Origin of the sequence: Amycolatopsis sp. DSM 110486 (assembly GCF_019468465.1) — a bacterium.
Lineage (GTDB): Bacteria > Actinomycetota > Actinomycetes > Mycobacteriales > Pseudonocardiaceae > Amycolatopsis.
In genome coordinates this window covers 4670284-4682311 of sequence record NZ_CP080519.1, presented here as the reverse complement: position 1 = coordinate 4682311, position 12028 = coordinate 4670284, and the positions used below count along the sequence as shown (strand labels likewise).

The following is a 12028-nucleotide window of genomic DNA, read 5'->3' as shown; positions in this document are numbered from 1 at the left end:
CTCGTTCACTCGACGTCTCCGCCGCTGGCGGGCTTGGCCTCGACGTCGCCGCCACTCGCCGGCTTCGCTTCCACATCCCCGCCACTGGCCGGCTTGGCCTCGACGTCACCACCGCTGTTGTTCTTGTCCTCCACCATGGTCCCTCCTCCTTCTCGGCGCGCCCAACGCTAAGGCGCACCGCGGAGCCCCACGGTCACTTGGACAAACCTCACTCAAACGGACGCGCGTCGTCAGAGCTGATTGACGTCCGTGATGCGCACGACGGCCGAGCCGATCTCGTCCGAGGCGCGCAGGTCGACCTCCGCGCTGATGCCCCAGTCGTGGTCACCGGCGGGGTCGTCGAAGATCTGGCGAACGCGCCACACGTCGGGTTCCTGCTCGATGAGCAGCAACGCGGGCCCGCGGGCGTCGGGGCCGATGCCCAGGGAATCGTGCTCGTCGAAGTAGTCCTCGATAGCGTCTTCCCAGGCGTCGGCGTCCCAGCCGGCGGCGGCGTCGAGCTCGCCCAGGGCGTAGTAGTTGCGGCGGGCGGCAAGTTCGACGCGGCGGAAGAGCTCGTTGCGCACCAGGACGCGGAAGGCGCGTTCGTTGCGGGTGACCGCGGGTGGCTCGGAAGGCCGGCGTTCCACAGGAGAACCGTCAGTAGACGGATGCCGCAACGCTTCCCACTCGTCCAGCAGGCTGGAGTCGACCTGGCGGACGAGCTCGCCCAGCCATTCGATGAGGTCCTGCAGCGCCTCGGTCTTCGCCTCGTCCGGGACGGTGTGGCGCAGGGCGTCGTAGGTGTCCGCCAGGTACCGCAGCACCAGGCCCTCGGAGCGCGCCAGCTGGTAGAAGCCGATGTACTCCACGAAGTTCATCGCGCGCTCGTACATGTCGCGCACCACGGACTTCGGGGACAGCTCGTAGTCCGCGACCCACGGGTGGCCCTGGCGGTAGCTGGAGTACGCCGCGGAAAGCAGCTCCTCCAACGGCTTCGGGTACGTCACCGCCTCGAGCAGCTCCATGCGCTCGTCGTACTCGATACCTTCCGCCTTCATCGCCTGCACGGCCTCGCCGCGGGCCTTGAACTGCTGCTGCGACAGCACGGGCCGCGGGTCGTCCACAGTGGATTCCACAATGGTCACGACATCAAGCGCGTACGAAGGCGATTCCACATCCAGCAGCTCCACCGCCGCCAACGCGAACGGCGACAACGGCTGGTTCAAAGCGAAGTCGAACTGCAGATCCACCGTCAGCCGCACGATCCGGCCATCAGCGTCCGGCGTGGACAGACGCTCGACGACACCCGCGGCCAGCAACGCCCGGTAAATGGCGATCGCCCGCAGGATCAGCTTCCGCTGCGCCGGACGGTCGGAGTGGTTGTCCTCCAGCAGGTGGCGCATGTGGTCGAACGCGTTGCCCGGCCGGGAGATCACGTTCAGCAGCATCGAGTGGCTGACCCGGAAACTCGAGGTCAGCGGCTCGGGGTCAGCTGCGATCAGGCGGTCGAACGTGCTCTCCGTCCAGTTGACGAACCCCTCCGGCGCCTTCTTCCGGACGATCTTCTTCCTTTTCTTGGGGTCGTCGCCCGCCTTCTCGAGGGCCTTCGCGTTCTCCACGACGTGGTCGGGCGCCTCGACGACCACGTACCCGTCGGTGTCGTACCCGGCGCGACCCGCGCGGCCGGCGATCTGGTGGAACTCGCGCGCCTTCAGATGGCGCTGGCGCACGCCGTCGTACTTGGTCAGGGCGGAGAACACCACCGTGCGGATGGGCACGTTGATGCCGACGCCGAGCGTGTCCGTCCCGCAGATCACCTTGAGCAGCCCGGACTGCGCGAGCGTCTCGACCAGGCGCCGGTACTTCGGCAGCATGCCCGCGTGGTGCACGCCGATGCCGTGGCGCACGAGCCGCGAGAGTGTCTTGCCGAAGCCCGCGGAGAAGCGGAAGTCGCCGATGAGGTCGGCGATCGCGTCCTTCTCGGCCTTCGTCGTCACGTTGATGCTCATCAGCGTCTGCGCCCGCTCGATGGCCGCGGCCTGGGAGAAGTGCACGACGTACACGGGCGCCTGGCCGCCGTGGAGCAGCTCGGACATGGTCTCGTGGATGGGCGTGAGCGCGTAGCGGAACGTCAGCGGCACCGGCCGCTCCGCCGACGTGACGACCGCCGTCGAGCGGCCCGTGCGCCGGGCGAGGTCCTTCTGGAAGAACGAGACGTCGCCCAAAGTGGCCGACATGAGCACGAACTGCGCGCCCGTCAGCTCGATGATCGGGACCTGCCACGCCCAGCCGCGGTCGGGCTCGGAGTAGAAGTGGAACTCGTCGGCGATCACCTGGCCCACGGGCGCGTCGGCACCGAAGCGCAACGCGATGTTCGCCAAGATTTCCGCGGTGCAGCAGATGATCGGCGCGTCCGCGTTCACGCTGGAGTCGCCGGTCATCATGCCGACCTTGTCGGCGCCGAAGATCTCGATGAGCTGGAAGAACTTCTCCGAGACCAGCGCCTTGATCGGGGCGGTGTAGTAGCTGCGGCGGCCATGGGCGAGCGCCGTGAAGTGGGCGCCGACGGCCACGAGGCTCTTCCCGGAGCCGGTGGGCGTCGAGAGGATCACGTTGGCGCCCGAGACGACCTCGATCAGCGCCTCCTCCTGGGCCGGGTACAGCTGGATGCCCCGCTCGGCCGTCCACGTGGAGAAGGCTTCGAACAGGGAGTCGGCGTCGGGATCCGCTGGCAGGAGGTCTGTGAGTGTCATAGCGCTGCCCATCGTGCCATCCCCGGGCCGTCAGTTCCGCAGGGGCGATCGCGGGTGCTTGCCCCAACCCGTAGGCTTCGCGGTACCGCGCACCGACCGGGGGATACTTCCGGGCACGCGCGCGTACACGGGCGTTACTCCGGAGGGTTCAGGCATGGCACAGGACATCATCCCGATCGAGCTCGGGCTGCCGCAGGGCGACGTCGTCACCCTGTGGGCTCCGCGGTGGCGGGAGGACGGCGAGGAGTGGGAAGCGTTCCTCGGCGACGAGGACGACCTGTACGCCTTCCCGGACGCCGCTCACCTGGCCGCTTTCGTGCGCACGTCCGACCAGCACGACCTGCTCGACCACCCGGCGTGGGACGCGGTCCCGGCGCTGAACGTGCCCGAGCTGATCCCGGACGACGACCACTCCTACGACCTCGTCGGCGTGCCCGAGCTGGTCGCCGAGGAGCCCGACTCGTGGACGATCGCGGAGCTCGCGGAGATCGTCGGCATCGTCCGTTCGCTCGCCGACGTCTGCGAGCTCGAAGAGGTGCACGAGGTCCTCGACGCGTACGAGGGCTTCTCGCTCCTGGAGCAGGGCCGGCTGCCGTTCACCGGCCGCGAGGGCGAGGCCCTGTGGAACGACCTGTCGAAGGCCGTGTCCGAGAAGTGGGACATCGTGCTCGACGCGATCGACAACCTCGTGACCGTGCCCGACGTCGACGCCGCCGTGCTTGAGCAGACCGCCGAGGAGCTGGCGGCGTTCCACGAGGAGTCGGCCGAGGCCGAGGCCGCGCAGCCGGAGGACCTCGAAGCCGTGGACGCGCCCGACTCCGACGAGGAGGAGGACGACGAGCCGGTCGGCTTCTGGGGTGAGGTCGGCATCGACCCGATCAAGATCGTCACGGCCGGCGCCGAGTACTACACGCTGCGCTGCTACCTCGACGACAAGCCGATCTTCCTCGGCAGCGAGGGCGAGATCGACGTCTTCTCCTCCGAGAAGGCCCTGCTCGCCGCCCTCAAGGACGGCAAGGACGTGGCCGACACCGACCTCGCCGACGTGTCCACTTGGGACGACGTGCTCACGAAGGCGGCCGCGGACGACCTCGAGATCGACATCGACGCCGAGAACACCTACGTACTCACCGGCCTCGACGACGACATCGCCGACGGCGTCGAGTCCATCGACCCCAACCAGCTGGAGCTGGCTGTCGAGCTCATCACCGACGCCGCCGACTGGGCCGAGGACGACTCCGTCGAGACGGCGCTGTCGCAGAACGAAAGCCTCGGCTGGCTCGTCTCGTTCGTCCTGCGCCCCGACCCGACACGCCTCGAGCCGAGCGCGCCGTTCGACACCGAGCAGAGCGCGTGGCGCAAGCTGGTGGAGTCGTTCGAGAACCGCCTGACGGTGGTCTGAACCTCTTGAGTTGACGGAAGGCCATCCGCTGGGGATTCCCGGTGGGTGGCCTTTTGTCGTTGTGGGCCTCGGCCGGATCCTGGCAGGGAAACCCCGCCGCCCTCCCGCGGCAGGGCTCCGGCAAAGTTGTTTGTGCTGGTCATGGGCGATTTCGAAGAGTGTCATTGACCATGCGTCGCGGTGTTGATGTGGCCTGTGTTGGGCAGGGCTTCGTCGCCAGGTTGCGCGGGACGGCGATTGCCCGGGGCCGGTGCGGGGCCCCTTGATCAGCAGTCGGTTGTTGCTTCCCCGGCAGCGAGTTGAGCTCTGCACGCGGCCTGGATCTCGCGCACAAGTTGGTCCTTCGGCCGACCCCAACCCGCGGCCCACTCGTCCTCAAGGCCGAACACCTGGCCGAGCGGGAGCGCGATGACGCTGTCGGAGTAATCGGATCGGGCCACGATCTCGTATACTTTGTCCAGGACCCACCGCTCGGTGGCTCGCCCGTCGGCCTGCATACGCGCAAGTTGGGCGAACACCACCTGGGCTGCGGCAGCATCTGAATCCGGGATAGCTGCACGGCAGTCGGCCAGCGCCGCGGGCAGCAGGTCGTGGACCTCGTAGGGCTCAGCGCCGCCAAGGCCGGCCAAGGCCCTGAGTGCCTCTCCGTCGTAGCCCCGAACGAGCCAGTGCGCTGCCCAAAGGGGGATGCGCTCGGACGGTACCGTGCCGAGCGTTACCCATGCGGCGACCAACTCCGGAGTCGGGAGCCCACCGGAGCCCGGTGCCGGCCAGTCGTGCATGCCGGCCATGATGCCCCGGCCAGAGGGACATGCCCTCAACGATTTGTTCAAAGCGGATCTCTTCGAGTCTTCCGCCAGGCCGGGCCGACCCTCAGGATCGCCCATCGGTCAGGACGGCCACAGGAACCCTTCCTGAGCTGCAAAAACACCGCCACTAGTTCTGTCCACACACAAACTCCGAGTAGTGCTGGACCGCGCCAAGTCGGCCGGGCGCCTGCGCGCGGACTTCGAGCCGGCCGACCCTGGCGCCGCTGGTGTCCGCGATGGCGCAGCTGATCCGCTAGTCCACGCCGGACACCTGGCTCCGCCACGGCGCGTTCTTTCGGGATGGGCTACGCGCCTAGTCCTCTTCGGACCGCGTCCCGATCAGTGGGCCACTTCAGCTTCCGCACGGACCGGGACCACAGCGATGGCCAGTGCGGGGAAGATCGCGACGAGGCAGAACGCCAGCGCGTAGCGGCTGTCGCCGATGACGAGGCCGAGCAGGGGTGGCGTGAGGGCCCCGGCGATGTTCTGCGCGGTGTTCTGGGTGGCCATCGCGCGGCCGGACCAGGCGACGCCGGCGAGCTCGGCGGAGGCGGTGAAGCCGAGGCCGTTGTCGGCGACCGTGATGATCGCAGCGAGGACCAGGGCGATCAGCACGAGCCACAGCCACGTCACGTCGCCGAGGGCTACGAGCAGCATCACGACCACGCCGGCCACCGCGAGCTGCCGCATCGGGCGCAGGCGGCTGCCGACGCGGTCGGACCAGTAGCCCGACCCCAGCCGGCCCGCCGCGCCGAGCACCTGGGCCACCGCGAGGAACACGCCGGCGCCCGACGGGCTCCAGTGGTGCTGCGACACGAGATAGACCGGCGCGAACGCCGAGACCGTGAACTGCGGCACGACCAGCAGCGCGCTCGCGCCGTGCACGCGCCAGAGCCACGGCTTGCGGTACGGCGAAGGCGACTTCGAAGCACCGGCGGCAGGGCGCGGCGGCCGCGGCGGGTCGGCGACGAACACCGCGACCAGCAGCGCGACCACGATCCCGAGCACGGCCGGCAGCAGCATCGCGGCCTGGAACCCCCAGCGCGCGGCCAGCGGCGGCAGGCCCAGCGCGGCCACGCCGACGCCCAGCGGCTGCGCCGTCTGCCGGATGCCCATCGCCATGCCGCGTTCGGACTTCGAAAACCAGCCCATCACGACGCGGCCGCTCGCCGCGTTGACCGAAGCCGTGCACGCTCCGGCAACAAGGAACAACCCGAAGAGCAGCCCGACCGGGTGATGCCACAGTGCGGCGTACACCAGGAGTAACCCCGAACCGCCCAGCCCGAGGGCCATGATCAGGCGCTCTCCGTAACGGTCCGCAGCCGCGCCCCACACGATCAGGGTGAGCAGCAGGCCGATGCTCGGCGCGGCGACGACGGTGCCGGCCTCAGCGAGCGTCAGGTCGTCGGCGGCGCGCATCGCGGGGATCAGAAAGGGCAGCCCGTAGAGGAAGGAACAGCTCGCGGTCTGCGCGGCGAGGCCGAGCGCGAGAATGAGCCACCGTCGGGAACTGGGCTTTTCGCGTATCGCCTCACCGGCCGCGACCTGCGACATCTTTCCCACCGTCTCACATATTGAGAATTAGTTCCTACATTCTGAACTTTAGTTGGGCATGCTAACGAACGCAACCGCCAAGGAGGCGGTCACGTCCGGAAGCGTCGGAGGTCAGGCCAGAGCGGCGTACCCGGGCTTGATCACGTCGTTGATCAGCGACAACCGGGCGTCGAAATCGAGGAACGCGGATTTCATGGCATTGATCGTGAACCAGCGAAGATCATCAAGACCGAACCCGAACGTGGTCGCCAGAGCGGTGAATTCACTGGTCATCGTGCATCCGCTCATCAGCCGGTTGTCGGTGTTCACCGTGACCCGGAAGTGCAGCCGGGCGAGCTGGGCGATCGGGTGCTCGGCGAACGACGCGACGGTGCCCGTCTGCACGTTCGACGTCGGGCAGACCTCCAGGGGTATGCGGCGGTCCCGAACGTAGCTCGCCAACCGTCCAAGGTGGACCGTTCCGTCCGAATCGGTCTTGATGTCCTCGACGATCCGCACGCCGTGGCCGAGCCGTTCGGCGCCGCAATACTGGATGGCCTCCCAAATGGACGGCAAGCCGAATGCCTCGCCCGCGTGAATCGTGAAATGCGCGTTGTTCTGACGCAGATATTCAAATGCGTCGAGATTTCGGGTCGGCGGAAAGCCGTCCTCGGGGCCGGCGATGTCGAAACCCGCCACGCCGGCGTCGCGGTGGCGCACCGCCAGCTCGGCGATCTCGAGGGCGCGGGCGTGCTGGCGCATCGCGCAGAGCAACGTGCGGACCTTGATCGCACCGCCCGCGGCGGCCACGCGCTGTGTTCCCTCGACGAGACCGGTCTGGACCGCTTCGACCACCGCATCGAGTGACAGGCCGCGTTCGACGAACAATTCGGGTGCGTAGCGCAGCTCGGCGTAGACCACGCCGTCGGCCGCGAGGTCTTCCACAGCCTCGGCCGCGACCCTGACCAGCGCTTCCTCGGTCTGCATCACGCCGCAGGTGTGGGCGAACGTCTCGAGGTAGGACACGAGCGAGCCGGAGTCGGCGGCTTCGCGGAACCAGCGGCCGAGGGCCGCGACGTCGGTGGTCGGCAGAGCGTCGTAGCCCGTCACTTCGGCGAGCTCGACGACGGTGGCCGGGCGAAGGCCGCCGTCCAGGTGGTCGTGCAGCAGGACCTTGGGGGCCCGAAGCAGGGTCTCTGCGTCGAGCGGGGTTACGTCTGACATGCACCAACGGTAGTCTCGTTGTCATTCCCCTACATGGCGGTAACTCTCAGCGTCGAGGCAACCCTCAGCTTTGACGATCAAGGAAGGAATCGGCCATCCGGGTAACGCGGCCGTTATCCCGTCTTAGCGGGGCCCATACGCACAGCAATTTTTCACTGGATAAGCTTCGTCCCACGTCCCTTCCATTTCCCCGCCGACGAAGGACACAGCAGTGACCACTGACAACCACATTGCCGCTCCGTCCTTCGACCGGATGCGCAACATGCTGGTGCGCGCGGCCGAAGTGCGCGAGAGCGAACAGCAGCAGATCTTCGACGCGCTGGACGACATCTACGCCCGGCTCGCCCCGGTCGACTCGCTGGGCGCCGTTCGGAAGCGGCTGTCCGAGATGCCCGACCGCACCGAGGTCGGCGTGATCGCGGAGCGCCTCGACGAGGCCATGACGCGGCTGGAGGCCCAGGACAACGCGATCGCCGCGATCACCCACGCGGTCGAGAGCATCGTCGACAAGCTGGCCAAGCCGTTCGCGCAGCTCGACGGCCGGCTCGACGGCGTCGCCGCGCGGTTCGAGGGCGTCGCGGGCCGGATGGACGGGCTCGAGGACAAGCTGCAGAACATCCACCGCCGGCTCGACGAGCTGGGCGGCCACCTGGACAAGCAGGACGCCAAGCTCGACTCGATCCCGCAGACCACGCAGGCTCCGGTGCGCGAGCGCATCGAGCTCGCGGAGGCCACTCTGCGCGAACGCATCGAGACGGCCGACCACGAGCTGCGCACCCGCGTCGACGAGCTCGACCGCGCCACTCGCGAGCGCTTCGACAGCACCGCCGACGCGCTGCGCACCGCCATCACGGAGACCGGCGAGATGGTCGACGCCTCCGAGCGCCTCGAAGGTCTGGTCAACCGCCTCGACACGGTCACCCAGCGCCTCGACGACCTGGGCAACCGTCTGGACAAGGTCGAAGACGGCTTCGTCTCCCAGCTGGGCGACCTGGACGGCTCCATCAAGTCCGGCCTCTCCAAGGTCGAGGGCACGCTCGCCAAGCAGCCCGACACCGACTCCGTCGACTCCCTGGTGCGCCGCTCGAACGACGAGTCCGTGCGACGGATCGGTGGCCAGCTGGACGAGGCCATGGCGACCTTCGCCGAGCTGATGCTCGGTGGCGGACCGGCCGTGCAGCAGATCTCCCCGCCGGCGCCCGCGCCGCGTCAGCCGCGGCGCAGCTCGCGCAACGGCCGGTCCCCGAAGGCCGTGGACCCGAAGGCGAAGAACGGGTCTGAGCCGGAAGATGCTGCTGGTGAGTGAAGTCTGAACCTCCGGATATGAAAGTGCCCCCGCCTGATGGTGGGGGCACTTTCATATCCAACGCAAAGATCGTCGGTCAGGAGCGGATGGTCTCCAGGACGATCGGCCCGACAGCCGGAGCCGTGTCCGACACAGAGAACGCGCCCGCCAAAGCCTCCAACGCGCCGGCCACCGCGTCCGGCGTGTCCGTGTGCAGCTCAAGCAAAGGCTCGCCCGCGGTAACCGCCTCGCCGGGTTTGGCCAGGCACAGAATGCCCGCAGCGGCCTGCACCGGGTCTTCCTTCCGAGCCCGCCCCGCGCCGAGGCGCCAAGCAGCGACACCGACCGCGTAGGCGTCCAGCGAACACAGGACGCCCGAAGCCGGAGCCGGGACCACATGGACATGCGCGGGCGGGGGAAGCGGCGCCGAAGGATCGCCACCCTGAGCGGTGATCATGCGGGACCACGTTTCGTAAGCCTCGCCCGAAGCCAGCACCTCCGCAGGGTCCACTGAGGACAAACCCGCCAAAGCGAGCATTTCGCGGGCCAGAGCCACGGTCAGCGAAACCACGTCAGCCGGACCGCCGCCCTGCAAGACCGAGACCGCCTCGGCGACCTCGACCGCGTTGCCGACCGCGCGGCCGAGCGGGACGTTCATGTCCGTGATCAGCGCGGTCGTCGGAACTCCATGGGCGGCGCCGATCGAGACCAGCGTGGAAGCCAAAACCCGAGCATCCGAAACGGTCTTCATGAAGGCACCCGAACCCGCCTTCACGTCCAGGACCAGGCCCGAAGCGCCCTCGGCGATCTTCTTCGACATGATCGACGACGCGATAAGCGGCACCGACTCCACGGTGGAAGTCACGTCCCGCAGGGCGTACAGCTTCTTGTCCGCCGGAGCCAAGCCTTCCGTGGCCGCGCACACGACAGCACCCACCGAGGAAAGCTGCGCGGTGATCTCGTCCAACGACAGGGCCGCCCGCCAGCCCGGGATGGACTCCAGTTTGTCCAGGGTGCCGCCCGTGTGGCCGAGGCCGCGGCCGGACAGCTGGGGGACGGCGGCGCCGCAGGCCGCGACCAGCGGAGCCAGCGGCAAGGTGATCTTGTCGCCGACGCCGCCCGTCGAGTGCTTGTCCACCGTCGGGCGCCCGACGGACAGCGACAACCGCGAGCCCGACGCGATCATCGCGCCGGTCCAGCGGGAGGTCTCGCCAGGAGTCATCCCCCGCAGGAAGATGGCCATCGCCAGCGCGGCCATCTGCTCTTCGGCCACGACACCGTGGGTGTAGGCGTCCACGACCCAGTCGATCTGCGCGTCCGACAGCTCTCCGCCGTCGCGTTTCGCCCGGATGATGTCGACCGCCGCGAAGGTCACGGGAGGTCCTCGGGCCCGAAGGCGTCGGGCAGGACGTCGGACATCGGCAGGATCCCGCGTGGAGTGTCGACCAAACACGACGACCCGCCCAGCTCGAACAGGATCTGCCGGCACCGCCCGCACGGCATGAGCAGCTCACCCGCGCCGCTGCGGCAGGCGACGGCCACGAGCCGGCCGCCGCCCGACAACCGCAGCTGGCCCGCCATCGTGCATTCCGCGCACAGACCCAGGCCGTACGAAGCGTTCTCGACGTTGCAGCCCGTCACCATCCGGCCGTCGTCCACGATGCCCGCGACGCCGACGTGCAGGCCCGAGTAAGGCGCATAGGCCGAGGCAGCAGCCGACACCGCCGAAGCCCGCAGCGCGTCCCAGTCCACAGAGGTCATCAGTCCCCCTCCCCTCGCCGATAAGGCGCACCGTCGGCCTTCGGTGGACGGAGCCGTTGCGACGCCACCGCGAGCACGATCAGCGTCACGAAGTGCGCCGTGTACGGGATCAGGTCGCTCGGCAGCGTGTCGTTGGTCCAGTAGATCGCGTACAGCGCCCCGGCCCCGATGACGCCCAGAGCCGCCGCCAGCCAACGCTTCCGAATCAGCTGCACCACGACGATGATCGCCAGCAGGATCACCGCGCCGTACAGCAGCGCGAGCACCGCCTCGCCACCGCCGGCGAGCTGCAGGCCGTCCGCGTACCCGAACAGCGCCGCGCCGCCGAGCAGGCCGCCCGGGCGCCAGTTGCCGAAGATCATGGCGGCGAGACCGATGTACCCGCGGCCGTTGGTCTGGTTCTCGAGGTAGTCCGCGCCGCCCTTGAGCAGAACCAGCGAAGCGCCACCCATGCCGGCGAAACCGCCGGAGATCAGCACACCGAGGTACTTGTAGCGGTACACGTTGACACCCAGCGACTCCGCGGCCACCGGGTTCTCACCGCACGAACGCAGCCGCAGGCCGAACCGCGTGTGCCAGAGGATCCAGTAGCTCACCGGCACCAGGATGATCGCGATCATCGTCAGCGGCGCGACGCCGGTGATCAGACCACGCAGGATGCCGGCGACGTCGGAGATCCCCACGCGCTGCTCGTTCTCCAGCCTGCCGAGCCAATCGGACAGGCCCGACGCGGAGTACGTGTCGAACTTCGGCACCGGCGGCGACTGCCGCGGGTTGCCCGAGATCGGCTCGAAGATCAGGTTCGCCAGATATTTCGCGATGCCCAACCCCAGCAGGTTGATCGCCACACCGGAGACGATGTGGTTGACGTTGAAGGTCACCGTCGCGATCGCGTGCAGCAGGCCGCCGATGGCGCCGAACGCGATGGCCGAGAGCAGGCCGACCCACACGCCGCCGTAATACGCGCCCCAGGCCGCGCCGAAGGTGCCGAGGATCATCATGCCCTCGAGGCCGATGTTGACCACGCCCGCGCGCTCCGACCACAGGCCGCCGAGCGCACACAGCAGGATCGGCAGCGCGAGCCGCAGGGCCGTCGACGCCGTGTTGCTCGACGTCAGCGCCGAAACACCGGTCGCGTACGACGCCGTCGACATCACCGCGATCGCCACCACGGCCCAGATCACGCCACGCAGCCAGCCGGGAATCCGTCGCCGCCGTTCCACCACCGGCTCCGGCATGCCGGAGGCGGGCTCCTTCATGGGGAACTCCGTCACCTGGC

General features: G+C 68.6%; 10 protein-coding genes. 2 read left to right on the top strand and 8 right to left on the bottom strand.

Going from position 1 to position 12028, the window contains the following annotated elements; genetic code table 11:
- Positions 1-5: 5 nt before the first annotated feature.
- On the bottom strand, positions 6-137 hold the full coding sequence (locus tag K1T34_RS53440; RefSeq protein ID WP_255638653.1) for a hypothetical protein: 132 nt from the start codon (positions 135-137) through the stop codon (positions 6-8).
- Positions 138-230: 93 nt separating this feature from the next.
- A complete protein-coding gene (locus K1T34_RS22825) occupies positions 231-2735 on the bottom strand; it encodes an RNA helicase (RefSeq protein ID WP_220246233.1) in 2505 nt (834 codons plus the stop codon).
- A gap of 154 nt (positions 2736-2889) precedes the next feature.
- Here K1T34_RS22825 and K1T34_RS22820 point away from each other — a divergent pair, with 154 nt between their 5' ends.
- A complete protein-coding gene (locus K1T34_RS22820) occupies positions 2890-4137 on the top strand; it encodes a primosomal protein (RefSeq protein WP_220246232.1) in 1248 nt (415 codons plus the stop codon).
- A 266-nt stretch (positions 4138-4403) separates the two neighbouring features.
- Here K1T34_RS22820 and K1T34_RS22815 read toward each other — a convergent pair whose 3' ends face one another.
- From K1T34_RS22815 to K1T34_RS22805, 3 genes are all read right to left on the bottom strand, one after another.
- Positions 4404-4919: a hypothetical protein gene (locus tag K1T34_RS22815; protein ID WP_220246231.1), complete on the bottom strand. Its 516-nt coding sequence runs from the start codon at positions 4917-4919 to the stop codon at positions 4404-4406.
- Between the two features lie 366 nt (positions 4920-5285).
- Positions 5286-6500: an MFS transporter gene (locus K1T34_RS22810; RefSeq protein ID WP_220246230.1), complete on the bottom strand. Its 1215-nt coding sequence runs from the start codon at positions 6498-6500 to the stop codon at positions 5286-5288.
- Positions 6501-6611: 111 nt separating this feature from the next.
- A complete protein-coding gene (locus K1T34_RS22805; RefSeq protein WP_220246229.1) occupies positions 6612-7703 on the bottom strand; it encodes an adenosine deaminase in 1092 nt (363 codons plus the stop codon).
- Between the two features lie 211 nt (positions 7704-7914).
- Here K1T34_RS22805 and K1T34_RS22800 point away from each other — a divergent pair, with 211 nt between their 5' ends.
- Complete coding sequence (locus K1T34_RS22800; RefSeq protein ID WP_220246228.1) at positions 7915-9009, top strand: PA containing protein; 1095 nt, start codon at positions 7915-7917, stop codon at positions 9007-9009.
- 76 nt (positions 9010-9085) lie between these two features.
- Here the strand turns inward: K1T34_RS22800 and K1T34_RS22795 are convergent, their stop codons facing one another.
- The 3 genes from K1T34_RS22795 to K1T34_RS22785 are packed head-to-tail and all read right to left on the bottom strand — an operon-like array spanning position 9086 to position 12008.
- Positions 9086-10363, bottom strand: a complete 1278-nt coding sequence (locus K1T34_RS22795; RefSeq protein ID WP_220246227.1) for a thymidine phosphorylase — start codon at positions 10361-10363, stop codon at positions 9086-9088.
- Positions 10360-10749, bottom strand: a complete 390-nt coding sequence (locus K1T34_RS22790) for a cytidine deaminase (RefSeq protein WP_220246226.1) — start codon at positions 10747-10749, stop codon at positions 10360-10362. Before K1T34_RS22790 ends, K1T34_RS22795 begins: the two co-directional genes overlap by 4 nt.
- Positions 10749-12008 carry an ABC transporter permease gene (locus tag K1T34_RS22785; RefSeq protein WP_220246225.1) on the bottom strand — a complete coding sequence of 420 codons (1260 nt, stop codon included), beginning with the start codon at positions 12006-12008 and terminating at the stop codon, positions 10749-10751. The genes K1T34_RS22790 and K1T34_RS22785 overlap by 1 nt, the downstream gene beginning before the upstream one ends.
- Positions 12009-12028 lie beyond the last annotated feature (20 nt).

Bases quoted from the DNA above. Each gene is read 5' to 3' on its own strand.
- K1T34_RS53440 (WP_255638653.1), bottom strand. From the start codon at position 137: ATGGTGGAGGACAAGAACAACAGCGGTGGTGACGTCGAGGCCAAGCCG.
- K1T34_RS22825 (WP_220246233.1), bottom strand. From the start codon at position 2,735: ATGACACTCACAGACCTCCTGCCAGCGGATCCCGACGCCGACTCCCTG.
- K1T34_RS22820 (WP_220246232.1), top strand. From the start codon at position 2,890: ATGGCACAGGACATCATCCCGATCGAGCTCGGGCTGCCGCAGGGCGAC.
- K1T34_RS22815 (WP_220246231.1), bottom strand. From the start codon at position 4,919: ATGCACGACTGGCCGGCACCGGGCTCCGGTGGGCTCCCGACTCCGGAG.
- K1T34_RS22810 (WP_220246230.1), bottom strand. From the start codon at position 6,500: ATGTCGCAGGTCGCGGCCGGTGAGGCGATACGCGAAAAGCCCAGTTCC.
- K1T34_RS22805 (WP_220246229.1), bottom strand. From the start codon at position 7,703: ATGTCAGACGTAACCCCGCTCGACGCAGAGACCCTGCTTCGGGCCCCC.
- K1T34_RS22790 (WP_220246226.1), bottom strand. From the start codon at position 10,749: ATGACCTCTGTGGACTGGGACGCGCTGCGGGCTTCGGCGGTGTCGGCT.
- K1T34_RS22785 (WP_220246225.1), bottom strand. From the start codon at position 12,008: ATGAAGGAGCCCGCCTCCGGCATGCCGGAGCCGGTGGTGGAACGGCGG.